19 protein-coding genes are annotated in these 23,279 nt (G+C 65.1%); 16 read left to right on the top strand and 3 right to left on the bottom strand.

The features are described from left to right. The first annotated feature begins 209 nt into the window (after positions 1-209). Complete coding sequence (locus ACFXNW_RS13530; protein WP_379417925.1) at positions 210-1,034, top strand: SMP-30/gluconolactonase/LRE family protein; 825 nt, start codon at positions 210-212, stop codon at positions 1,032-1,034. A 63-nt stretch (positions 1,035-1,097) separates the two neighbouring features. On the opposite strand, the gene ACFXNW_RS13535 is transcribed toward ACFXNW_RS13530, so the two are convergent. Continuing rightward, the gene (locus ACFXNW_RS13535) at positions 1,098-1,574 is read right to left on the bottom strand and encodes a hypothetical protein (RefSeq protein ID WP_379417926.1); all 477 of its coding nucleotides are present in this window, start codon (positions 1,572-1,574) and stop codon (positions 1,098-1,100) included. An 864-nt stretch (positions 1,575-2,438) separates the two neighbouring features. Between ACFXNW_RS13535 and ACFXNW_RS13540 the strand changes: the two genes are divergently transcribed. The 11 genes from ACFXNW_RS13540 (at position 2,439) to ACFXNW_RS13590 (ending at position 15,998) form a co-directional block, all read left to right on the top strand. After that, positions 2,439-3,599: a hypothetical protein gene (locus ACFXNW_RS13540; protein ID WP_379417927.1), complete on the top strand. Its 1,161-nt coding sequence runs from the start codon at positions 2,439-2,441 to the stop codon at positions 3,597-3,599. Between the two features lie 87 nt (positions 3,600-3,686). Continuing rightward, entirely contained in the window at positions 3,687-5,717 is a 2,031-nt protein-coding gene (locus tag ACFXNW_RS13545) for an NB-ARC domain-containing protein (RefSeq protein ID WP_379417928.1), read from the top strand. Positions 5,718-5,894: 177 nt separating this feature from the next. Continuing rightward, positions 5,895-6,773: an ABC transporter ATP-binding protein gene (locus tag ACFXNW_RS13550; protein WP_379417929.1), complete on the top strand. Its 879-nt coding sequence runs from the start codon at positions 5,895-5,897 to the stop codon at positions 6,771-6,773. Beyond that, a complete protein-coding gene (locus tag ACFXNW_RS13555) occupies positions 6,770-7,948 on the top strand; it encodes an ABC transporter permease (RefSeq protein WP_379417930.1) in 1,179 nt (392 codons plus the stop codon). The genes ACFXNW_RS13550 and ACFXNW_RS13555 overlap by 4 nt, the downstream gene beginning before the upstream one ends. 227 nt (positions 7,949-8,175) lie before the next feature. Beyond that, positions 8,176-8,298, top strand: a complete 123-nt coding sequence (locus ACFXNW_RS13560) for a hypothetical protein (protein ID WP_256668652.1) — start codon at positions 8,176-8,178, stop codon at positions 8,296-8,298. A gap of 270 nt (positions 8,299-8,568) precedes the next feature. Next, a complete protein-coding gene (locus ACFXNW_RS13565) occupies positions 8,569-9,597 on the top strand; it encodes an alpha/beta hydrolase (RefSeq protein ID WP_379417931.1) in 1,029 nt (342 codons plus the stop codon). Then, a complete protein-coding gene (locus ACFXNW_RS13570; protein WP_379418147.1) occupies positions 9,597-11,015 on the top strand; it encodes a wax ester/triacylglycerol synthase family O-acyltransferase in 1,419 nt (472 codons plus the stop codon). Before ACFXNW_RS13565 ends, ACFXNW_RS13570 begins: the two co-directional genes overlap by 1 nt. A 73-nt stretch (positions 11,016-11,088) precedes the next feature. Beyond that, on the top strand, positions 11,089-11,877 hold the full coding sequence (locus ACFXNW_RS13575) for a hypothetical protein (protein WP_379417932.1): 789 nt from the start codon (positions 11,089-11,091) through the stop codon (positions 11,875-11,877). Beyond that, on the top strand, positions 11,874-12,959 hold the full coding sequence (locus ACFXNW_RS13580) for a hypothetical protein (protein ID WP_379417933.1): 1,086 nt from the start codon (positions 11,874-11,876) through the stop codon (positions 12,957-12,959). Before ACFXNW_RS13575 ends, ACFXNW_RS13580 begins: the two co-directional genes overlap by 4 nt. Beyond that, positions 12,956-14,488 carry a hypothetical protein gene (locus ACFXNW_RS13585; RefSeq protein WP_379417934.1) on the top strand — a complete coding sequence of 511 codons (1,533 nt, stop codon included), beginning with the start codon at positions 12,956-12,958 and terminating at the stop codon, positions 14,486-14,488. The genes ACFXNW_RS13580 and ACFXNW_RS13585 overlap by 4 nt, the downstream gene beginning before the upstream one ends. A gap of 205 nt (positions 14,489-14,693) precedes the next feature. After that, positions 14,694-15,998: an AAA domain-containing protein gene (locus tag ACFXNW_RS13590; RefSeq protein WP_379417935.1), complete on the top strand. Its 1,305-nt coding sequence runs from the start codon at positions 14,694-14,696 to the stop codon at positions 15,996-15,998. A gap of 291 nt (positions 15,999-16,289) precedes the next feature. Here ACFXNW_RS13590 and ACFXNW_RS13595 read toward each other — a convergent pair whose 3' ends face one another. Then, positions 16,290-16,496: a DUF397 domain-containing protein gene (locus ACFXNW_RS13595; RefSeq protein ID WP_379417936.1), complete on the bottom strand. Its 207-nt coding sequence runs from the start codon at positions 16,494-16,496 to the stop codon at positions 16,290-16,292. Continuing rightward, positions 16,486-17,370, bottom strand: a complete 885-nt coding sequence (locus ACFXNW_RS13600; RefSeq protein WP_379417937.1) for a helix-turn-helix domain-containing protein — start codon at positions 17,368-17,370, stop codon at positions 16,486-16,488. The genes ACFXNW_RS13595 and ACFXNW_RS13600 overlap by 11 nt, the downstream gene beginning before the upstream one ends. 391 nt (positions 17,371-17,761) lie before the next feature. Here ACFXNW_RS13600 and ACFXNW_RS13605 point away from each other — a divergent pair, with 391 nt between their 5' ends. The 4 genes from ACFXNW_RS13605 to ACFXNW_RS13620 all read left to right on the top strand — a co-directional run bounded on the left by ACFXNW_RS13605 (position 17,762) and on the right by ACFXNW_RS13620 (position 23,152). Continuing rightward, complete coding sequence (locus ACFXNW_RS13605; protein ID WP_379417938.1) at positions 17,762-18,133, top strand: DNA-directed RNA polymerase subunit beta; 372 nt, start codon at positions 17,762-17,764, stop codon at positions 18,131-18,133. Positions 18,134-18,506: 373 nt separating this feature from the next. Beyond that, the gene (locus ACFXNW_RS13610; RefSeq protein ID WP_379417939.1) at positions 18,507-18,701 is read left to right on the top strand and encodes a hypothetical protein; all 195 of its coding nucleotides are present in this window, start codon (positions 18,507-18,509) and stop codon (positions 18,699-18,701) included. Between the two features lie 411 nt (positions 18,702-19,112). Next, complete coding sequence (locus ACFXNW_RS13615) at positions 19,113-19,508, top strand: hypothetical protein (RefSeq protein WP_379417940.1); 396 nt, start codon at positions 19,113-19,115, stop codon at positions 19,506-19,508. Then, positions 19,505-23,152, top strand: coding sequence for an AAA domain-containing protein (locus ACFXNW_RS13620; protein ID WP_379417941.1), 3,648 nt, complete (start codon positions 19,505-19,507; stop codon positions 23,150-23,152). Before ACFXNW_RS13615 ends, ACFXNW_RS13620 begins: the two co-directional genes overlap by 4 nt. Positions 23,153-23,279 lie beyond the last annotated feature (127 nt).

The following is a 23,279-nucleotide window of genomic DNA, read 5'->3' on the forward strand; positions in this document are numbered from 1 at the left end:
CCGTCATTCTGCGCCGGGAGCCCCGACGATGCCATCTCGGCCCCTGCTGCGAAACGGCGCCCGGGCGTGCAACCCGTGTGGTGGGATAGTCCACTATGAAGCCGTTCGCAGTGGGTATGGCAGTGATATCGGCCGCGATGTTCTCGACCTTCGCGACAGGCACAGCTCATGCGGCGCCGGTCTGTCCGGGCGCCGGACAGCCGACGTCCGTGGCTGCGACCGTCAGCGGCGCCCTGGAGGGCTTGACCGTCGACGACCGCGGCCGAGCCTTCACCACCGACGCAACCACCGGGCGCGTGTTCCGCATCGACGCACCCGGCGCGCCGGCCGTCCCGATCGCCACCGTCCCCAGCGGCGGCGCCGGAGGATTGACGTGGACTCCGCGCGGCACCCTGCTGGTCGGCTATGGCGCCGACGCCCGCTCCTTCGTCGGCGATACGCTGCGGCACGCAGGCATGATCGAGATGGATCCGAATACCGGCGCATGGACGCCCTACGCGGCGGGCCTGAGCGCGGTCAACGGTGTGACCACCGCCCACGACGGCACCGTCTACGCGACCAACGATTTCGGGTCCCTCATCGGCCGAGTGAATCCCGACCGCACCGTCCAGGCCGACTGGGCATCGTTTCCCAGCGCCAACGGTGCAGTCCTCGGCCGCAACGACGAATACCTCTACGTGGCCCGCACTTTCACCAACCCAGGGGTGAGCCGGATCCCCATTGCCAACCCGGCAGCCCCACAGTCCCTGCTTGACCTCACCGGCGGCGATGCACTCTCCGCCCCCGACGGATTGACACTGGATTCGGCGGATCGCCCAGTGGTCCCGCTGAATACCGCAGGCCAGGTAATCCGCATCGACGCCCCGAACCAGTACTGCATCCTGAGCAGCGGCAACCCGCTGACCAGCGTCGTGAGCTACGGCCGTGGCAGCAAGGGCTTCTCAGCCGGCCGGTTGTTCGCCGCCACCTTCACCGGCGTGATCTACGAAGTCCCGGGCGGATTCGACCCGAACGCCCGCACCGCAGCACCGTAGTCGCGCCGGAGGTGGTATTGCTCCGAGGGTGCTGAACACCGCGCTGACCCGCGATCCACGCAGCTAGGCGCGGGAAACCGCCGCCACGGCGTGCCCGCCGATCTCGACAGCCAACGCGCCCCGCGCATCCGTCAGCGCGGCATCACAGTCCGCCTCCGCAGCGGCGAGCGAATCCGACCACGATCCGCTGGAACGTGCCGCCGCGAGCTTCTCGAGCACCGTCAACGCCGCCACCACCTTGTCCTGCGCCGGCCCCGACCCATACATCTCGATCCGCGCCACCGCCGACCGCAGCTCCGACAACCCCGAGTACTTCTCTTCAGCTCGCAGGCCCGCAACGGGCGAACGCACCTGCCGAGCAGCGACGAGGAACTGGTGGCACGCGTCCTCGAGTTTCGCGGTCCGCGCGGACTGCAGTGAGATCAGTTGATTCCGGTGCGCGAGCTTCGTGGCATTGCGGCTGGTCAGGATCACGTTGGCGACGAGCGTCAGATTGCCGACGATCGCCACCACCGCGGTCAACCACAGTTGGCTGGTCATGTGCGACATCTACCACCGATGGATGTCGACCGCCACGCGCACCGTTTCGCTGCCACACGCCACTCTCGGCGCAAAAGCTTCCCTGCCGCACGCACAGCCGCCCCGGCCGACCGCTCTCAGCCCGTCAACCCGAGCACGCCCCCGCCAACACAGCCGCGCCGACCTGCGGCGCCGAGGCTCACCACGCCGGGTTACGGTGGTCGCGCTAGTGCAGATTGAGGAGAACACCGTGTCACGTTCGGCGGACCGCTTCGACCCCGCGGGGCCGAGACATCCGCACTGGATCACCATCCAGTCCTCGCGCACGGTCCTCGTCATCGTCCACACCATGACCGCCTGGAACCGCCTCGCCGATATCCTCACGGTCTTCGATTCCGACCGCCGAGTCCAACTCGTCTTCACCTTCCCGGATGTCTCGAACGTCACCGGCGACGTAGAACGCCAACTCGCCGATGAGGGCGCACTCGTCATCCCCTGGACCGACGCTCTCACCAGCACGTTCGACGCCGCCCTCGCCGTCCACCACAGCGGCGAATTACACCGCATTTCAGCACCTCTCGCGGTCTTGTCCCACGGGATCGGATTCTCTAAGATCGTCCGCCCGAGCGACGAGCGACGAGCGACGAGCGACGAGCGACGAGCGACGAGCGACGAGCGACGAGCGACGAGCGACGAGCGACGAGCGACGAGCGACGAGCCACGAGCCACGAGCCACGAGCCACGAGCCACGAGCCACGAGCCACGAGCCACGATATCTACGGTCTCGGCCGCCGCTGGCTCTACCGGGACGGCTCGGTTCCCGCCGCTGTCGTCCTCGCCCACGACCGCGACCGCACCACGCTGGCCGACACCACCCCCGAGGCCGTGCCGAACGCCGTCGTCGCCGGAGATCCGTGTTTCGACCGCCTCACCGCGAGCATCCCACTGCGGCAACGGTATCGGCAGGCGCTCGGCGCCGCACCGGACACCACGATCGTCACGCTGACCTCCACGTGGGGCCCGAACTCACTGCTGGGGCGTAACCCCGGCCTCATCGACTCGGCGCTCGCGGAACTCACCCTCGGCGACCACATCGTCACCGCCATCATCCACCCGAATGTGTGGTTCGCCCACGGGCCGTGGCAGATCCGGCGCTGGCTGGCCGATGCGCTCCGCTCGGGCCTGCGGCTGATTCCCCCACTGCACGGCTGGCAGGCGGCGCTTATTGCCTCCGATGTCGTGATCGGCGACCACGGTGCGGTCACCGGTTACGCTGCCGCCCTGTCGATCCCGACCATCCTGGCCGCCTTCCCGGAACATGAGGTCGCTGCGGGGTCGGCGGCCGAACTCGTCGGCCGGACAGCGCCCCGTCTCGACCGCAGACGCCCGCTGGCCGAGCAGATGTCGCAGGCTCGATCACGACACGACCCCGCGATCTCGGCACGTATCGCACAGCGGGTCAGTTCCCGGCCCGGGCAATGCGCCGATGTCCTCCGCTCCACGTTCTACCGAATGATCGGCCTCGAGCGACCACCGACGAGCGCACCGGTCCCGCCCTATTCAGTGGCCGGGCTGAATACGGATCGGGCACCCATCCGCTCATGCCGGATCTCCTGCCGCGCCGACGGCTCGGAGCTCCACGTCCACAGCTGGCCCGACGATGTCAATGCCGCACCACAGCGCGGCCATCGGGTAACCGAAACCTATGCCGCAGTCGATATCACGCATTCCCGGCGGGATCTATGCGCCAATGCCGACATCCTGGTCCATAGCGCCGAATACGCCGCTACCGACGCCGAGTTACTCCGCGCCCATCCGGCCGCCATCATGGTTGTCACTGTCGTGCAGCCCGAACGGCTGATGATCCTGCACCGCCGACACGGCAGGTTCGAGCTCGAATTGTCCGATCCGGTCGATGTTCCGATGTGGCCGGCGGGACTCGCCGCAGCCGCACACCATGTCCGTCGTCCGGCTTCGACCGACGGAAACGGTGGTGTAGCCCGGTTCGGGAAACAGCGAGTATCGTTCCGTTTCAAGGAGATCTGACCTCGGCTGCGGTCTTTCGCGTCGTCGGCCGAAGGGGTATCCGGTAGAGTCGTCTGGCGGGGATGATCGACTACAGGGGAGGCCGTTGTGTGTAGTGACTGGGTACCGCCGTGGGCCGATCCCTTCTTCGACCGCGACGGCTTCCTGAACGCCATGGCCGACTATGTCGAGTCCTGCCGCAGGCGCGGACGGCCGGCACTCATGCATGTCTGCGGTCTCGAAGGACTCGGAGTGTCCAGCGCGGTGGCCAGATTCGGCAAGGACAAACGGGATCTCTTCGACGATACGTTCATCTGGTTGCGCGGCCGGGACGCCGACGGTACCCCCGTCGCGTCAGGTGAACTGCTGAACCGGGTGCTGCGCAAGCTCGGCGTTTCCGATGCAGATCAAGCGGGCTCCGATGACGCGAAGCTCGACCAATACCACGCGGTCGCACGCAATAAGCGTTTCGTCCTGGTACTCGACGACATGGACAGCAGAGCCCAGGCCCGGCTGTTGCTTCCGTTCGATTCTCCCGGTGCGGTCGTCATCACCACCTCGCCGTTCGCGCAGTTCGATCTGGAAGCCGAGCAGGGCTTCAAGCCGTTCCAGCCGGAACTGCTGAGTGCCGAATCTGCGGCCGAACTGTTCCGGCACGATCTGGGCGATGCGGCGGACGCGATCGATCCCGCCGTGGCCGCGGAACTGGTCGCCATGTGCGGTGGGCTTCCGCTGGCGATCAAACTGCTTGCCGCCCAGGTGCGCTGGATGCCCGAGGCGGCCGTGGACCTGCTCGCCGAGCTCCGGGACGCCGGCCTGTCGATTCTCGATATCGGCGACGACAAGCGCATCGCTCGATTCCTCGACAGCACCTATCAGAGCCTCGAGCCCGAACTCGCCACGGCCTACCGGCTCCTCGGTGTCCTGCCCGCCACCGATTTCGACGCAACAACCGTCGCCGCAGCATTGGATATCGCGAAGACTCGGGCGGCACTGGTACTCACGCGACTCGCCGCATACCATCTGCTCACCAAGTCCGGTACCGGCCGGTACGCATTCCATCCGCTGCTTCGCGGCGATGCGAGCCTGCGGGCCGAAACTACCGATTCACCATCGGATCGCGCGGCGGTGCTCGAACGATGGATCGACCAGGTACTGCGCGACGCGATACCCCGCGGCCTGGCGCTGTCCAATCGCTGGGTTGTCAAGCCGGTTACCGACCGAGCGATGCGGTACTACGCTGCCGAGCTGCCCGCCCCGAGCCGCGCGGAATGCCTGGCCTGGTTCGACACGGAATATCCGAACCTAGTCGCCGCTGTCCGTGCCGCACATCGTGCGGGTCTGCACGACCACGCCTGGCAGCTGTGTGTCTTGGTGTGGAAGTACCAGCACCTCTACGGATTCCATGACACCTGGATCGACACTCACGTCCTCGGCCTGGCTTCCGCCCGGGCCGCCGCGGACGACGCCGGCATCATGCAGCTCGCCTCCCAGCTCGGCGCCGCCTACCTGGCCACCGGTCAACTCGGCGCCGCGGAACAGTGCTTCGACGAATCGCTCACCTACGCCCGGCGGCTCGGCCACGCCATTGGCGAGCAGAGTGCACTGGAGTGGCTCGGCAAAACCGCGGCCCGTGCCGGTGATCACGGGCGCGCCGAACACTTCTATGAACGGTCCTGGGGCGTCACGCTCGCCGCATCCGACGACGCGATCGGCCCGGCAGACAAGGAGCGCATCCTCGCGCTGCTCCGCCTGCAACGCAACCGCGCCCGCGCCGACGACGGCCGATGGGCGGGCATGGACGACGACATTCGCCCGGCGCTCGACTACTTCAAGCGGCAGGATAACGAGACCGACAACGTCGCCAAGACCCGGCTGGTCCTCGGCCGCGCCCTCCTGGCCAGTGCCGACGCCGCCGGTGCGGAAGCTGAGTTCGCAGCGGCCGCCGAGTTTTTCGAACAGGAGCGAGCGACCCGAGGACAGGCCGGTGCACTGTTCTGGCGCGCCAAGGCGCTGGACGCCGCGCACCGGCGAGCGGAGGCGCTGTCCATCCTCGATCTCGCGGAGGAACTGTACCGGGATCTGGGCGACAGCCGCGCGCGTGAGGTCGCGGCCTTCCGCGCCGGACTATCCGGTTGACCCGGTAGCCGCTGGACGGACCCGGCTTCCGGCCTCGCCGGTCGGCGGCACGCTGCCTACCTATCCTCGTTCCCGCTCATGGACTCACGGCTCCATAGCGATAACAGAACCAGACAGTACGGTGGATGTCGGCGTTCTCGGCTCACACCATCACCGGACGACGAAGTGGGGATCCCAATGCTGGAAGTCGCACACCTGGTGCGCAAATTCGGCGATAACGTCGCCGTCGACGACGTCTCATTCACCGTCGCCCCCGCAACGATGACCGGCTTCGTCGGCGCCAACGGTGCGGGCAAAACCACCACCATGCGCATGATCATGGGCGTCCTCGCCGCGCACGGCGGCGAGATCAAGTGGAACGGTCATGAGGCCACGGCGGCGGATCGGCGGTCGTTCGGCTACATGCCCGAAGAGCGCGGCCTCTACCCCAAACAGCCCGTCCGCGATCAGCTGATCTACCTCGCCCGTCTGCGCGGCCTCTCGACCACCGAGGCCAAGCGCCAAGCCTCCGACCTGCTGGAGCGGTTCGCACTCCAGGATCGCGGCAGCGACAAACTCGAATCGCTCTCCCTCGGTAACCAGCAACGCGTGCAGATCGCTGCCGCACTCATCGCGCAGCCGTCGGCGCTGATCCTCGACGAACCGTTTTCCGGCTTGGATCCGGTTGCCGTGGACGCGATGGCCGACTTGCTGGGACAGTATGCGGCCCAGGGTGTCCCGGTGCTGTTCTCCTCCCATCAGCTCGATCTGGTGGAACGGTTGTGCGACCACCTGGTGATCCTCGCGAAAGGCCGCGTGGTCGCCGACGGTTCCGCCGATCAGCTGCGCGCCTCAGGTCCGGTGCGTCATCGCCTACGGATCGGCGGCGACGCCGGCTGGCTGCGCGAATTCACCGGCGTGCACGTAGTCGAGAGCAACGGGCAGGGCGTCCTGCTCGAGCTGAACGGCGTGAGTACCGACGCCCTGCTCACCGAGGCACTCGCGCGTGGTTCGGTGCACGAGCTGGCCGAAGTCCGACCGTCTGTCGCCGAGATCTTCCGCGAGGTGACCGCATGAGCACAGCACCCCGTCGAGCCTGGCTGATCGTCGCCGAGCGCGAGATCGCGGTCAAACTGCACGATCGGAACTTCCTGATCTCCACCGTCGTCACGATCGTTGCCATCATCGCCTCGCTCGCCATCAGCGGTTTCGTCACCGGCCGCACCGAACAGATCGATGTGGCGATCACCGATCCGGCCGCCGGCCAGGTCATCACTACCGCCAACGCGATCGCCGATCATGCGGACGCCGACGTCACCTTCACCGCGCGCCGAGTGGCCGATGTGGGCGCACTCGAACAACAGGTCCGCGACGGCGACGTCGAAGCAGGTCTGCTCGCCGAATCCGGCGGTTGGCGGCTGATCGGCGACACCACCGAAAACGACAACGTCAAGACTTACATCACCGCCGCAGCCCAGCAGATCGCATTGGAGCACAACGCCACCGCCGCCGAGATTTCGCTGGAGGAATTAGCCCGCGGCAGCGCCGTCACCTACGACCTCCTCGACGAAGCAGCGGTCGATGCCGGACTCGCCACCATCGTCGCGATAGTGTTCGCGTTCCTGTTCTACCTGTCGTCAATCCTGTTCGGCATGTCCATCGCGCAGAGCGTGGTCGAGGAGAAGCAGAACCGCATCGTCGAGATTCTGGCCAGCGCGATCCCGGTGCGCCAGTTGCTGATCGGCAAGGTCGCGGGCAATACCGTGATGGCGTTCGCCCAGCTCACCCTGTTCGTGGTGGCCGGTCTGATCGGTCTAGCGGCCACCGGCAGAGGCGGCCAGGTCGCTCAGATCGCGGGCGCGGCAGGGTGGTTCATCGTCTTTTTCGTCGTCGGATTCCTCGCGCTGGCTGGCCTGTGGGCGGTCGCGGGATCGCTCGCCACCCGCAGCGAGGACCTCCAGTCCACGGCCACCCCGATGTCGCTGCTCATCATGATCGTGCTGTTTGCTGGAATTTTCCTGTCTGGTACAGCGCGCGTCGTCGCGTCGTATGTCCCGATCGTGTCGATCGTCGCCATGCCCGGCCGGCTCGCCGAAGGCAGCGCCGCCTGGTGGGAGCCGATCGTCGCATTGGCCCTGATGGCGGCCGCCACCTACGGCATCGTGATCGTCGCCGAGAAGGTCTACCGCCGCTCATTGATGCAGACCCAGCGTCGGCTGACCTTCCGTCAGGCACTCGCCACCGAAGACTGAAACGCGCTTCATGCCCCTAATTCAAGGGGCGTGACCTGCGTTTTAGCCCCTTGACCTGCCAGCACATCCCATGACCCGACAAAATGTGAAACAACCTCTTGTCAACACAAACAGTCGCTTGGTATGTTGCCCACGTCACAGTAGAGACACTTACGTGACCTACCTCTCGGTGTAGTCCCCGACATCCGGGAGGGATTCGCAACAAGTCTCGTAGAAGGAGATTCGCTATGGGTTCGCTCAGCGACCTGCTCGGTGCCATGATTCCGGCCCTCGGTTCTGCCGTGGCGGGCGATGGCCTCTTGGATGTCTTCCTCGGTTCGCTCGAGGGCCTCAAGACCTTCATCGCCTGATATCCGGGCAATCAGACTTCCGATCCACCGGGCCCGGCCTTCCGGACTCGATTTTCAGAAACGCTAGGAGAAAACAATGGGATCTCTCATCGACATTCTGGGCATGGGAACCGCCAGCCTCGGCGAGAACGGCACCAACATCGTCAACGCGCTGATCACCTTGAGCGGCGGCACTCCTGCCCCCGGCAAGTAAACCCTCAGGCAATGATTCGGGGGCGCCCGCATACGCGGGTGCCCCCGATCTCCATGTGATCGGTAGTTGATGTGCAGATGAATCTCGGTATGTTGCGCGGAATTACGTCGACCGCTTGCGCAGTCGCGTTAGTGCTGACCCCCGTTGTCGTCAGCGGAACAACAGCGTCCGCAGCCCCCGGCGCAGTCCTGGTGAGCCAATCCACCGGCGTCGGACAACTCGTCGAGATCAAAGTCTTCTCACCATCGATGCAACGTTCGATCGCATTGAAAGTGCTGCGCCCCACAGACACTCAGGCTCCGGCGCCCACCCTGTACCTGCTGAACGGCGCAGGCGGCGGCGAGGACGCCGCGAACTGGTTCGGCCAGACCGACGCCGTCGAATTCTTCGCCGACAAACACGTCAACGTCGTCATCCCCATGGAAGGCGCGTTCAGCTACTACACCGATTGGCAGAACCCCGACGAGGGCCTGGCCGAAACCCTCGAGAACAACGGCCGCAATATGTGGGCCACCTTCCTCACCGAAGAGCTTCCACCCGTTATCGATTCGACTTTCGGCACCACCGGCGTCAACGCACTCGCCGGCATCTCCATGGCAGGCACCTCGGTCCTCGACCTCACCATCCAGGCCCCCGACCTCTACCGCAGCGCCTCGGCCTACAGCGGTTGCGCGATGACCAGCGACCCCATCGGCCAGGCGTTCGTCAAAACGGTGATCAATATGGGCGGCGGCGACGCGAAAAACATGTGGGGCCCGCTCGACAGTGAGGCCTGGCGCCAACACGACCCCTACCTGCAAGCTCACCGTCTGCCCAACATCCCCATGTACATCTCCAGCGGCAGCGGCTTCCCCGGCATCCACGACACCCTCGCCAACGCCCGCCTGGACAACGACACCCGCAAACTCCTCAACCAAACCCTCGTCGGCGGCACCATCGAAGCGGCAGCAAATTTCTGCACCACCCGCCTCGCCCAGCGCACCGCCGAACTCGGCCGCACCAACATCACCTACAACATTCGGCCGATGGGCACGCACTCCTGGGGGTATTGGGAGGACGATTTGCACAGCTCGTGGCCGATGATCGCCCAGTCGATCGGCGCGTGATGAAAACCGGTGCCCCACTGCGCGTATCCGCGGAACGTTTGCACCCACGCGACGCCGTCTTCGTCTACGACGAAACCGACCGGCACCTGTCGAACATTGTGGCGGTCTACGCCTTCGACTCCTCCGACACGAAGCCTCTGACGACGGATCAGGTAATCGATTGGGTGCAAGCGCGCCTCGGTCACTCGAAACTCTTTCACCGCCGGATCCAGCGCGTCCCGCTCGAGCTCGACCTCCCCTACTGGGTCCCCGACCCGATACTCGACATCCGCGACCACGTCTTCCTCACCACACCAGGCACATGGTCGGATGTCCGCGGCACGATCGCCGAAATAACCTCCACGCGAATGGATCTCTCCCGTCCGCCCTGGGAGATCCACGTCATGGACCAAGTCCGCGAGGTGCCGAATTTTCCCGGCGACGCCACCTTCGTCGTCCTGAAATTCCATCACAGCGTCGGTGACGGCGTGGCTACTCGCGAGCTGGAACTCAAACTCTTCGGCGACGGCCCCGTGCCCCCGCCTGCCCAGATCGACCCTCGCTGGCCGACCCCCACCACCGCCCTCCGCACCGCCGACGCCCTCACCCTTGGGACCCTCCGGTTCGCAAACGGGATACGTCGCACGCGCTCGGCCGACGTCGAATCCCGCACCGACTCCGGCGACCTCCACCAACCTCTCCCCCACCGCCCCGCGACCCGCTTCAACCGCAGCGTCCAGCACCCACTGACCTTCGACCTGGTAACAATCCCCCTGGCCGAAGTCCTGAAAGCCAAAGCCAACAGCCCCACCCGCATCACCCTCAACGACTTGATGCTGGCCACCATCGCGGGCGCCTTGACGACCTACCTGACGGAACGCGACGAGCTCCCCACCGGCTCACTCGCCGCCATGGTCCCAATGTCCATGCGCCCCATCACCACCTGGACGTCCGCGAATCAACTGGTCCAGATGTACGTCGACCTCCACACCGACATCCGTGACCCCCTCGAACGACTCCAGGCGATCCGGAAATCCGCCATCTCGGAAAAGCAACGGAACTCCGATGTCTCAGTCCTCCGCACCGAATCCCGAGTGGAAACATCCCCATCCTGGCTTCTCCGGCTAGCGGGCTGGGCACGCTCCCAACGCAGCTTCGAGGCAGCCGAAACCGTCCCGTTGGTCAACACCACCATCAGCAACGTGCCCCCGGTCGCCACAGCACTCGAATTCTGCGACAGGCCCATTGCCAGGATCTTCGGCGTACTCCCCACAATGGACGGCGACGGGCTACGTCATCTGATTACGTCACAGGGAAACGAGATCGTCATCTCCTTCAGCTCGGACGACGCGATGATGCCGGATCCGGAACGCTACGGCTCGCTCATCCTGGACGCTTTCCGCGACCTCGCCGGCTCGCTCGTCCCGATCCGGCAGTAGGAGCACGCGACACGCGCCCACGAATACTGGCAATTACTGGACTTCACTGGAACCTCTGGATAAGTTCTCACCCGTGACGCACTCAGCAGAAGAGCTGGAGGCACAGATCGCAGAGCTGCGAGCCGAGGTCCGACGCGCTGCGGCCGGTGGAGATCGCGCCACCGCGCGACGACTCCGTGCCGAGCTACGACGAGCCGAAGAATCATGGGACGCGGTCGTCCTCGGCACCGCACCGGAAGAGCTTGCGCCCCCAGCGACCTCCACCGTCCCGGTCCGCGAGCACGTCCACCGCGCCCTCACCCTCCTCTCCGTCCCATCCGCACCAAAGCTGGTGCTGGCAGTGCACACCGGCTTCTTCTCCGGCGAACTCGTCCCCGCCCGACTGACGAGCCTGCGCCGCGACGAGGAGCGCTCCTTCCGAGCTTCCCACTTCGCCCGCCCGTACTACATATGCTCAGCACTGACCACCGACCTGCTGGCCCAGGCCCGCGGATTGCTCGCGGTGAGCACCTGGCCACTCGCACAACGCATGGTCGGCCCACTGAGCCCGCGGGTCGATCTACTGAAGGTCGCGATCCGCCTCGCCGAGCACGTCAGCGCCAACCAGCACGCCGAACCGTCCGGCAGACGGGTGCTGTGGCAGCTGTCCACGTCGATTCCCGGAATCAACGGCACCCCGAACCGGCTCGATCCCGCCGCAGTGATCGAGGCCGCACGCGGGGAACTCGCGGTACATATCGACGAAGACACCCACCAGCGCGAACAGGCCGCCCAGCGGGCAACCCGCCAGCTCGACGACCCAGCCGCCCAACTATTCGGAACTCGGCTCGGCGTAGCCGCCCGGCGAAGCGAGGTCGGATGAGCACTCTCACAGCACAACTCGATCAACTGCGCGGCGATGCGCCGACCTCCCGCCACAACGCGCGCACCATCGCCGCGCTCACCGCCAACCCCGGCTGTGCCCGCCGAGCCCTCCTCGATGCCGCCGCCGTCGACAAAGCAGCGATCGCACAAGCCCTCGGCCATCCACCCCAGTTCGGCCAGTCCCAATTCGCGATCACCCGCGGCAACGCCTTCGAGGCGATGGTGAAGGCCACCGGGTGCGCCGAGCTGCTGGCCCTGCTGCGCGACAAGCTCGAGCTCACCATCCCCGAGGTCGCCTACCACGACCTCGGCACGGTCGGCGAGAACGCCGGAAATGCCGTGCGATACCAACGTACCCGTCAACTCCTCGCCCACGCAGTCCAGTCGGGCGAGGGCACGATGTTCGACCATCCGATGCTGCGACTGGATATCGCCGGCGTCGCCGCCTACCTGGAACCCGACGTGGTGGCGCTCCAGATCGACGGCCAGTTCCACGTCGTCGAAATCAAGTCGTTCCCCGTCGTGGACGGTAGGGCCGATCCGGTACAGGTTGCCTCCGCAGCAAGGCAATCCGCGGTGTACGTCCTCGCACTCCGCGAGCTGATGACCGACATCGGCGAGTCACCGGAGCTGGTCTCGCACAACGCGATCCTGGTCTGCACCGAGAACTTCACCAACCGCCCCACCGCCGAACTGGTGGACCTGCGCAAACAACTCGCGGTCATCTACCGCCAGCTCTCCCGGCTCACCTCGATCCCAGCCCTCGCGGAAACCCTGCCGCCGGACGCCACCTTCGAGCCCGGCGACAAGCTGGCCGCCACCATCGCCGCCATCCCGTCCCGCTACGCGCCTGAATGCATGTCCACCTGCGACCTGGCCTTCGCCTGCCGCGCCGAAGCCAAGGCGTGTGGTTCGATCGACGTACTCGGCCGCGGCGTCTGCGACGACGTCGGCGGAATCGACCAGATGGATACCGTGCTCGGCCTGGCGAACGGAACCCTCACACCCGGACCCGAACACGCCGACATCGCCGAAAAGCTGCGAATCGCCCACCGATTGCGCCTGGAGATCGCCGGATGAGCGTCCTCACCGCTCTCGCGAGAATCGAAGCGGCCCAGGCCGGGCGGGCACAGCCGATCGCGGATGTGCGCCACCACCACCTCTCGGACCGGCCACTGGTCATCGTCCCGCTGCGCCTGGCAGGCGAAGCCGCCGCACCACTGGCCCTGCTGGCAGGCACCGCACCCGATGACGTCGAGTTCCTCATCGTCCCCCAGCCCCGCGACCGCGTGCTGCGCCTGCAACTCATCGCCGACCTCGCCGACCGGGTACTGCCCTACGTCTCGTCCTTCGCCGACGAGTCCGGCGACTTCGAACTGGTGCCGATCAAATCCCGGCCCGCATCGACCAATCCCGACGACGAACAAGACGACGCACCACAGGATTGGAAGCGCTACAACGACGCACCCCAACTGCTCGTCCCCAACACCGGCGGCGTCGATTTCCTGCGCCTACTCGGCCGCTCGGTCCGCTTCCACCCCACCGAAGGCCCCACCGCAGTCCCCGAGTCGGTACCGCTGCTGGGCCGCTGGCTCACCTGGTTCGCCGACCGCGCCGAACACCCCGGCTCGAACGCACTACTGCCGCTGACCACCGTCCTCACCATGCACTGGGCAACCGGCCAATCCGCCCTCGAAGACGCCAACCTCGCCGCCCTCCTCGGCTGGATCGCCCCACCCGACGGCCTCACCGGCCCCCAAGCCGCCGCCCGCGCCGAAGACCCACTCCAGTCCCCTCCCGCCGGCCCCGCCACCGACCCCGGCTTCGACAACGAAGAGCTCGCCCCGTTGATCGCGGCATACGACAACGCGATCGGTGACGAAGCGAAAACCGTTGCCGTGCATCGACTGGAGAGCGCTCTGCGATCCCAACTCGAACCCACCTGGCACCTGATGTGGCAAGGCATCGAACTACTGCGCACCCTCCCCGAAGCCGCCAGCGTGCCCCGCCGCTGGCTCAACGACCGCTCCGCCTTCTCCCGCTTCACCGCCGACCTCCCCGAAGGCGTCCCCCAGGCCCGCCGCGACTCCGCCGTCCCCGCCGTCCGCCGCCTGCTCGACCGCGAACGCTCCCTCGATATCTTCGAAGCCGAACGCGCCTTCGACGACCCGCGCGTGATGATCGAACGTCGACTCGCCGGGGAAGCTTTTCGTGCCGAGGTGCTCGACAGCGAACCGGACCGGATCGACACCAGCGGTTCGCGCCGCAAACTGCGTCCCCACATCCGGGTCGCCACCGACGACCCGTACCGCGCGAATCTCGACGAGACGCTGTTCAGCATCGACCGGGTGAAACAGAAGGGGAAGGTCGTCGAGATCGAGGAGGACAGCATCGTGCTCGAACTCGAAGGCGGGATGGGGCGAGCCCTAACCGCGCCACCCGGATCGGTGCCCGAGGTCGGTGATGTCGTGGGCTTCGCGCGGTTCTCGCCGGCAAGTTTCAATGCACCGGCCAAACTGCCTGCACGCGAAGAGACTCCGTGGACGCACGGCGGCCCGCCACCGGAATATGCGCCCAGCGCGGATGAACCAGCCGAGGAGTGGTCGTGAGGTTCTCCACCACATTGTTCGTTGCGCGGCGGACCACAGTCGACAGCTGCGTCGACCTCGCCTCAGCGCGCCGACGACTGACACCGAGCCCTCGCCAGGCACTACGCCGCCGCCATGTCGCGACCGCCGATCTCGATACCGAGTTTCGCGTCGTCACGACTGGGCGCACGGCTCCATCACTAGCTCACCGTCAGGAGGCACGACCATGACCGCCCCTGACCAGGTCGTCACCAACATCCTCGACGACCTCCGCGACCCACCCCACCGAGCCCTGGTCGTCGACTCCCCACCCGGCGCAGGCAAATCCACCCTCGTCGTCCGCGCAGCCCGCCAGCTAGCCGAAGACGACACCCAGAAAATGATCGTCGCCCAAACCAACGAACAGGTCGACGACCTCATAGACCGCCTGGCCACCGCCGACCCCACCCTCCGCATCGGCCGCCTCTCCGCCGCCACCTACACCGAATCCGAACGCGTCCAACGCCCCAACGTCCACATAGCCCAAAAACACACCGACCTCACCGACCGCGCCATCGTCATCGGCACCGCCGCCAAATGGGCCACCATCGACGACGGCACCTGGTCGTGGGCGATCGTCGACGAGGCGTACCAAATGCGCTCGGACATGCTGTTGCGCATCGCCAACCGGTTCGACCGAGCGTTGTTCGTGGGCGATCCTGGGCAGCTGGACCCTTTCGCGACCGTCGACGTCGACCGGTGGGCCGGTCTGTCATGGGACCCTACGATGAGCGCTGTCAGCGTAATGCTCGCCAACAACCCTGACCTTCCTGAACCACACCGACTCCCGGTCTCATGGCGTCTACCGGCTTCCGCGGCTTCCGTAGTCTCGGCAGCCTTCTACCCGTTCACCCCATTCCGCGCAGGAACCGACCCCGACCAACGCCGCCTCGAATACGCGACCCGCGGACTCCGCAGCCCCCTCGACGAAGCCCTGGACCTGGCCGCCGAAACCGGCTGGTCCTGGTACGAACTCCCCGCCCGCCACACCTTGCGCACCGACCGCGAAGCCGTCTCCGCCATAGGCGCCCTCGCCTGCCGACTCCTCGAACGCGGGGCGACCGCGCACTCAGAGCAGGGCAGCCAGCCGGTCACAACTGAACGCATCGCCATCGGAACGGCACATCGAGACCAGGCCGATGCGGTCCGGGCGGCGTTGCGCGGGACGCCGGGTGAACCGATCACCGTCGATACCGCGAACCGACTGCAAGGGCGCGAGTACGACGTCACCATCGTGCTGCACCCGCTGTCGGGCCGCCGCGACGCCAGCGCCTTCCACCTTGAAGCCGGTCGATTGTGCGTGCTGACCTCGAGGCACAGGCACGCGTGCATCGTCGTGGGGCGCGCAGGGATTCCCGAACTACTGGACGCGCACCCGTCAGCGGAACCAGTGCATCTGGGAGTGCCGGTGAAGTTCCCGGATGGCTGGGAGGCGAACCAATCCGTGCTGAACCACCTGGCTGAGCACCGCATTCCCGCAGCCGTCAGTTAGTCGACCGCACAATGTCGGATTTACGAAACCATGGAAGGTTCGGCCGTATGCGACAACCCACTGCTGGATTGGTTGGCGCACTTCGTGTTTGTGCCTGTTCTCCGCACCGGTGACTCCAGATTGGATAGCCGCTTTCGGTGCGGAGTCGATGCGCCCACATCCCGACTCGAGGATCGCCGCCCGGATATCCGGCCCTGCGGGCGCGCTGGCGGTCTTGGCGAGAAAGGTTGCGGTCCATTCCTCCGCGTGGCCGAAAGCAAACCCGCGGTCACGTCGAGCTGCTGCCGAGGGTCAGGCGGACTCGAATTCGCCGCGCCGGACAGCAGCCGTGAAACCTTCCCATTCCTCCGGGGTGAAGACGAGGGCGGGGCCGGTGGGGTTCTTCGAGTCACGGACCCCAATATCCGCCGAACCCAAGAACGCGACCTCCACGCAGTCTTTCGTCGGCGCGCTCCGGCTGCTCTTGAACCAATTCGCATGGGATAACTCAGCGGACACGGTCGAACTCCTCTGCAAGCTCGAGGCATAGCGCACGGCTTTCGGCCTCGTCAAGTGCCAGACGCCTCAGGTCTGTGCAGACCTCACGATACCGTTCGATCTCTTCCGGTCGATCGAGGTACAGGTCACCAGTGAACCCCTGGACGAAGACAACCGGCGGTTCTGTCAAGTAGGCAGTCGGATGCTGCGGGAACTCCAATAGCACGAATGGCCCGGCAATCAGGCCCCGATAGCTTCCGACCTGTGAAGGGATGATGCGGATCGAAACGTTCGGCAGTCGGGATGTCTTTTCGAGGTGCCGAAGCTGATCCGCCATCACCGCGCGGCTCCCCGTGACTCGGCGCAGGATCGCCTCGTCGATGAACACATCGAAGGTCAGCGGGTGACTCGTGTTGGTCAACCGGAGCTGGCGGCGTACGCCGATCGACACGCCAGTCTCAATCTGTTCTGTAGGGCTGTTCGGTGCATCGATCCAGGAGAGTGCCCGGCGATACTCGGTCGTTTGCAGCAGTCCCGGGATCAACGTCGTCTGAAAGGACACAATGTGATGCGCCGCGTCCTCCAATCCGACGAAGAGGCCGAAGCTCTGGGGAATCGAGTCGTCGAAGGCGTGCCACCAGCCCTTTGTCTTTGCTTCCTCTGCAAGAGCCAGGAGCGCTGTCGTCAACTCCTCCGACGCACCATAGATCTCACATAGCCGCCGCACGAAGAGTGGGTTGAGCTTGACCGGTAGGCCGTTCTCCATACGCCATAGGGTCTGCTTGCTCACTCCGATCTCGCTGCGAGCGGTTTCAGCGCTCACGCCGGCTTTGTCGCGAAGCGTGCGGAGCTGTCGAGCCAGTATCCGGCGCGGGAGGGTCGAACCAGTCGTCATCGGCGTATCTCCGAAGGGTCGCTAACGATGTTGGTCAGTTCTGGAACCCAAGTGTGGCAGCAATTCTGGAACTTTGCGAGTTCTTCGGCACCTGGACACTTCGGAACGTTCCCGTCGCGAGCCGTGTGTGGTCAACTGGATCTGCGCCCGGTAGGGAGACGCCTCAAAACCCGTTCCGCAACTCCCGCTCCGGTGTCCCGTCATCACACCGGGCCGGGCGCTCCCAAACAATCCTCGAACCCCGAAGGTCCTTGCAATGGAGCATGTTCCATTCGGCGATACGCCACGTACTCGATGCCGGTACTACCGCCACGTCTGCGGCCTCCCGGCATGGATTCACCCGCCTGAACTCGGCCACATCGTTCTGCCTGCGGAGGACGTTTGGGCGCTGATGATGCCCTCAGCTCTCGGGCTGGCCGTCAAAACCGATCTGCAACGCTGCCGCAACCACGACGCCGGCCCCGGTGTCGGACCGATCATCTCCCACGTCCGATCCGGCCGCTGGAGTTTCCTCGTCGAACCCAACATCCCCGACGACACTGCACTGTTCGCCGAAATGTTCCGCCTGAACGTATCCATCGTCCGCACCGGCGCGACCATCGCACTCCCCTCTCCCAGCGACCGCGGCGAACTATTCCGCCGCTGGATTCACCTCCCACCCTGCGACTTCCGGCCCTCCGGACTCACTGTCATCGATTCGATCCGTGCCTGCGCCGCACGCACCACCTGGCGCAGCATCCCGATGTCCGCGCCAGGCCTATGACATCTCCTGGCACGTTCGGTTTGCCGATCACCGAACACCGATCCGTGCCGATCATGACGAGCTCGCCCACGCGGTGATGCAGCGGCACATCGAATGCTCGGTCTCGCTCTGCCCGATCAAACGACAAGCCAAATCCCGACTCGTGGCCGCCCGGCGCTTGGTGCCTGCCGACCGGCCACACATGGGCTTCTGACCAATTCGACACGGAGGTATGCATGCTCGACAAATTGCCGCACCGCGAGCCCGGCCGGACTCAGATCCCATCACCGAGACACCGACTGGTGTGCACGCCCATCTCTGATGTCACGGCATTGACGAGGTTCGCCGATGCGTTGCGCCGATGGCAGCCCGCCACCAATGACCGGAGGCCGCGATGACCGACGATCGCCCCAGCGATCCGAGCAACGCACGCCTGCGTTTCCTGATGGCGCGGGCTCGGCGCGCGGGGTATCAACTGATAGCCGAGCCGAAGGAGCCAAGCCGATGGACGCTTGTCGACGTCGAGGACGGCGAGCGGCTGTTCGAGTCAGCATCGCTGGTCGACGTCGAGCAGTACCTGAGTGAATAGCGCTCGCACGACAGAACGTAGGAAGTACGGCTCGGGGCGCCATCTGCCCCGGTCGCGCCCTTCTGTATCGGCGTCATCGGACTGCATCGGGACTGAATCACCGATATCAAATGGCTGCCCTCGGGCGACCAGGTGCTGACAGCATCTGTCGACGGCATGGCCCGCATCGGGCCACCGGACTTCGACCTCGATGACCTGCGAGGTGCGCAAGTGAAGCGCCTCGGAAGATCGGAGATGGCGCATTACGACGCTGTCACCGGCCGGTTGCACACCGGGGCATGAAGTGAAACCCATTGGCCTTCTGGGCAACTCGAGAACCAAACCTCCCGGAACGTTCGTGGTGTAGCCGCAGGATCCGCTTCGGTCGGGCACAATAGGCGTGCGAACTATTCGCCAGAGCAGGGGGTTTCGATGAACGAAGTCTGGGAGCTCAAGGTCCTGACAGGGACGAACAGCCCGTTAACAGAGCGGCTGACGCGTGAGTTGCGTTCCCATCTCGACTCCCACGGCGTCGAGGCGAAGTTCGCCAGCTCCGCCACGGCACCCGCGGGGCACAAGGGCGGCATCAGCCAGGAGCTGGTTCTCCTCGTAAGTGCAGGGGTTTCAGCTGGCTCCGTGCGGGTTCTGACGACCTTGATCCGGGAGTGGTGCGAGCGGGATCGACGCCGTCAGGTCGAGATGCGTTTCGGCGACGCCGAGCTAGTCCTCGGCGGCAACACCACAGATCAGCTCGCTATCGTCGACAAGTTCCTAGGGGAAGTTGCGGAACGGCGTGACATCGAGCCTGAGACGGAGCCGGGCAGATGAGCCGGATGGCCCGGCGTCGCGCGCTGCTTATCGGCAACCAGACCTATGACGACGCGAGCTTCGATGATCTGCCATCTGTCCGTGCGGACCTCGCCTTCGTCGGGCAAGTCCTCGATGACCGGCGAATTGGTGGCTTCACCGAGATCAGGACGCTGCTTGATCTCACCGCGAACCAGATGAGTGAGGCGATTTACGAATTCCTCCAGGACAGCCGTGAGAACGAACTCGCCGTGCTCTACTTCTCTGGGCATGGGACCCGGGCGATTGATACCGACGGCGAGTTCCATTTCATCGCCACGGACACCGACCCGCGCCGGCTCGGGCATACCGCGGTCCGTGCTCACTACATCAATGACCAGCTCGAGCAGTGCCCGGCCGCGCAGAAGGTCGTCATCATCGATAGCTGCCTCAGCGGAGGCTTCGCGACGGGATTCCGCACGTCGGACCCCACGCCGAAGGGCGCATTGAGTGGTGGCGAGCCGGTCAAGCAGGTCTCCGCGCTGGAAAGCCGCGGTGTCTATGTGGTTTCGTCGTCTAGAGCCGGAGAGCTGTCGTTCGCCGGCCGCGACGAGTCGGAACCCTCCGTATTCACCAACGCCCTCGTCGAAGCCCTACGCACCGGCGAGGCGGCCCGCGGCAGGACCGACGTGTCGGTGAAGGACCTGTTCGAGTACGTGAACACCAAGCTGCGCAGCAGCGGTGCGGGACAGACTCCCGTTATCTCTGCCGCCGGTGTCGACGACCGAATCGTTCTGGCCGCCTGCCCACAGACTCCGATCGAACTCATCGCCGGGCCGGCGCCGATCACGGGGGCGGATCTGCCGGCTGTGTCCAGCAAAGCTGGGCAACCGTCGTGGGATCAACTCCTGGAGTACTACAGCAATTGCTTGCGCGCGGAGTCGGACTCATGGCTCTCGGCCGACGACGACGGTGAAACCTACGTCGTGCTACAGGGCAGCGAGCGGATCCTTGTCGGCGACATGGATTCAGACCACTCGATCGCGGTACCCACCGAGGCCGGTGATCTGGTATCCGAATCCGTCGCCGGACACCAGCAGCTCTGGGCAGGGTACCCGGCCGTCGTCGTGCAGCACCACATACAGCGCAAGCGGCGCAATATACGGGCCAAGAAGCAGTTCGCGCCACTGCTGATCCGTCGCGTAGAGGTTGTCGAGTCCGCTGGTTCCCGCCGACTCAGTCCCATCGGTCCCCCGATCGTGCACCCCGCGATACTCAGTGAGTTCATGAAGGCCGATGAGGCGACGGTCTTCGTGCAGGCCTACCATCCGCACTGGCATGCCGGCGGTCGAGCGGAAATGGCCAACGACATCAGACAGATACTGCGCAACGACTTCGAAATTCCGCAGGTCCAGGAACTCGAACCGGAGTTTTTGGAATCAACGCTCGATGTCGATACGCCGACTGATGGAGCGCGCAATGCCGCGGTCTTGTTTCGCATGCCCGATGTCGACTCCGGCCCCAACAAGAAGCTTCTCGCCGACCTCCAGGACCTGAGCACAAAGGTGGCTGAAATACCGCGGACGGCACTCGGCGCGATCGCGCCTGGTACAGGTCTGCAGCGACGTATCGAACCTGAAAACTCGGTCCGGGTGGTCACACCGCTGCACTGCAACGAAACTCAAGAATCGGTGATCCGTTCGGCTATGACACAGCCGCTCACGGTCGCGACCGGCCCGCCGGGAACCGGTAAAAGCCAGTTGGTGGTCAACCTGGTATCGACGGCGGTTTCCAACGGGCACACCGTGCTGGTTGCCTCGACCAACAACCGAGCTGTCGACGAGGTGTGGGAGCGGTGCGAAGATCTGCTTCCGGGCACAGTCATCCGCTCCGGAAACTTGGCGAATCAAGGCAACGAACAAGCCGGCCTTACCAGCCTCACTCGGCTGAATCCGCCCGATACCACTATCCAGACCGCGGTGCTGGAGGTGGATTACACAAGCGAAGAGCTCAACCGTCATCGCGAATCGCTCGGTGAGACCGCCCTTGCGGAACAGCGCCTGCTCGACATCGCTCGCCACCGCGACAAATTGATCGAGAAGCTGGAACTCGACGACGGTCAACGCCGGACTCTGTTCGAAGTCCACGACCCCAAAACGGTGGCAAGCAAGAGCAGAAAGGCACTGCGTTTCGCGCTGATTGCTAATTGGCGCTGCAAACGTCTGATGCGCCGTCTTGATATCGACGATGAAACACGTGATCCGCGCCGAACCGTCGAACTCTTGGCCGAACTCGCCCGCGCTGAGGCTGCCTGGACAAAGGCGATCGAAGGACAAGCGGTACGACCTGCAGACAGTGATCTGCTGTCTCATTTACATCAGGTGGCGGAGGCCACCCGTTCGGCATCGCGAACCTTGCTCGAATCAACTGTCCGCGCCATCGCATTTTCGAATCGACGCTATATCGCGGCCCTCTTGAATCACAGGTCTGGTAGCGATTGGGCCGCCAAGACCGCCGCGATGCGCGGGGCACCGGCCTGGGCGGTGACAGCCCAATCGGCACGTAGCTTTCCTCCGAACCCCGGCCTGTTCGACCTCGTCGTGATCGATGAGGCGAGCCAGTGCTCTATTCCTGCTGTGCTCCCGCTGCTGTTCCGTGCGAAGCGGGCGCTGGTGATCGGCGATCCGATGCAGCTCACTCACATTGCGACGCTCGACGTCCAAGGCGCGGCCGCTGCCGAACGCATGGCGGATGTCTCGCCGGTCTGGCTGGACCGAAACGATATGTCCTATCTTCGGCACTCGGCCTTCAATGCCGCCGAGCGCACAGCGGGAGCGAGCCTCCTGCTCGACGAGCACTTCCGCTGTCACCCCGCGATAGCCGCGACCGCCAATGACCTGTTCTACAACGGCCGCCTCACCGTGATGACCGACGTCGGGATGCTACGTGCCGCCGACGACGATGCGGTTACCTGGCACAAGACCGAGGGCGCGGCCGAGCGCGCGAAAAAGGGTTCCTGGACCAACCCATCCGAGGTACGCGCAGTCACAGATCTTGTCGCACAATTGACCCGGCCCGGCCGGTACCCCGAAGACATCACCATCGGTGTCGTCACCCCTTACCGTCAACAAGCTGAAGCCATCCGGAAACAGCTGGGCAGAGATGATATTCGCGTCGGCACGGTCCATACATTCCAAGGCGGAGAATGCGACATCATCATATTCTCCCTGGTTGCCGCACCGAATATGCCCCGAGGCTCCATCGAATGGATCGATAAGCAGCCGAATCTGTGGAACGTCGCCATCACCAGGGCCCGATCGCAACTCCACGTGATCGGCGACGAACGAGTCTGGCAGCAACGCCGCATCGGCCAAGAACTAATAGCCGCTGCGACCAGGCCCGCCTCCGAGGCACAACCGTCCAGTGATCTGACGAAGAGGCTGTACAAATGGCTCCGCGGCGCCACTGAAACCGACTTCGGCACCATCATTCTCGGCCACCACACCGATGCAGTTGCTCGAAACCGTGACGGAAGCACCTCTGCCTACGTTATCGACTCAGGATGCGCGGACACCGCGCCCGCCCGCCACCTCCGCGTCATGCTGGAGCGAACACGACTTCGAACCGACCTCGGCCAGCGGATCCTTGCCAGCCGAGTTCCAGCATGGCGGCTGTACACGGACTGACAACTCGCTATTGGTGGAAGACACACATGTGCCAGTACGACATCCGATGCTCGGTACGAAGACACCGATCTGCACAGGCTTGCCGATACCGCACCGCATACCGGCCGACATACGTTGGACCGCGCGT

Source organism: Nocardia sp. NPDC059180 (assembly GCF_042754945.1).
Lineage (GTDB): Bacteria > Actinomycetota > Actinomycetes > Mycobacteriales > Mycobacteriaceae > Nocardia.

Excerpts from the sequence above, each read along its gene's own strand:
- ACFXNW_RS13535 (WP_379417926.1), bottom strand. The coding sequence starts at position 1,574 with ATGACCAGCCAACTGTGGTTGACCGCGGTGGTGGCGATCGTCGGCAAT.
- ACFXNW_RS13550 (WP_379417929.1), top strand. The coding sequence starts at position 5,895 with ATGCTGGAAGTCGCACACCTGGTGCGCAAATTCGGCGATAACGTCGCC.
- ACFXNW_RS13555 (WP_379417930.1), top strand. The coding sequence starts at position 6,770 with ATGAGCACAGCACCCCGTCGAGCCTGGCTGATCGTCGCCGAGCGCGAG.
- ACFXNW_RS13560 (WP_256668652.1), top strand. The coding sequence starts at position 8,176 with ATGGGTTCGCTCAGCGACCTGCTCGGTGCCATGATTCCGGCCCTCGGT.
- ACFXNW_RS13565 (WP_379417931.1), top strand. The coding sequence starts at position 8,569 with ATGAATCTCGGTATGTTGCGCGGAATTACGTCGACCGCTTGCGCAGTC.
- ACFXNW_RS13570 (WP_379418147.1), top strand. The coding sequence starts at position 9,597 with ATGAAAACCGGTGCCCCACTGCGCGTATCCGCGGAACGTTTGCACCCA.
- ACFXNW_RS13580 (WP_379417933.1), top strand. The coding sequence starts at position 11,874 with ATGAGCACTCTCACAGCACAACTCGATCAACTGCGCGGCGATGCGCCG.
- ACFXNW_RS13585 (WP_379417934.1), top strand. The coding sequence starts at position 12,956 with ATGAGCGTCCTCACCGCTCTCGCGAGAATCGAAGCGGCCCAGGCCGGG.
- ACFXNW_RS13590 (WP_379417935.1), top strand. The coding sequence starts at position 14,694 with ATGACCGCCCCTGACCAGGTCGTCACCAACATCCTCGACGACCTCCGC.
- ACFXNW_RS13600 (WP_379417937.1), bottom strand. The coding sequence starts at position 17,370 with ATGACGACTGGTTCGACCCTCCCGCGCCGGATACTGGCTCGACAGCTC.
- ACFXNW_RS13605 (WP_379417938.1), top strand. The coding sequence starts at position 17,762 with ATGATGCCCTCAGCTCTCGGGCTGGCCGTCAAAACCGATCTGCAACGC.
- ACFXNW_RS13610 (WP_379417939.1), top strand. The coding sequence starts at position 18,507 with ATGACCGACGATCGCCCCAGCGATCCGAGCAACGCACGCCTGCGTTTC.
- ACFXNW_RS13615 (WP_379417940.1), top strand. The coding sequence starts at position 19,113 with ATGAACGAAGTCTGGGAGCTCAAGGTCCTGACAGGGACGAACAGCCCG.
- ACFXNW_RS13620 (WP_379417941.1), top strand. The coding sequence starts at position 19,505 with ATGAGCCGGATGGCCCGGCGTCGCGCGCTGCTTATCGGCAACCAGACC.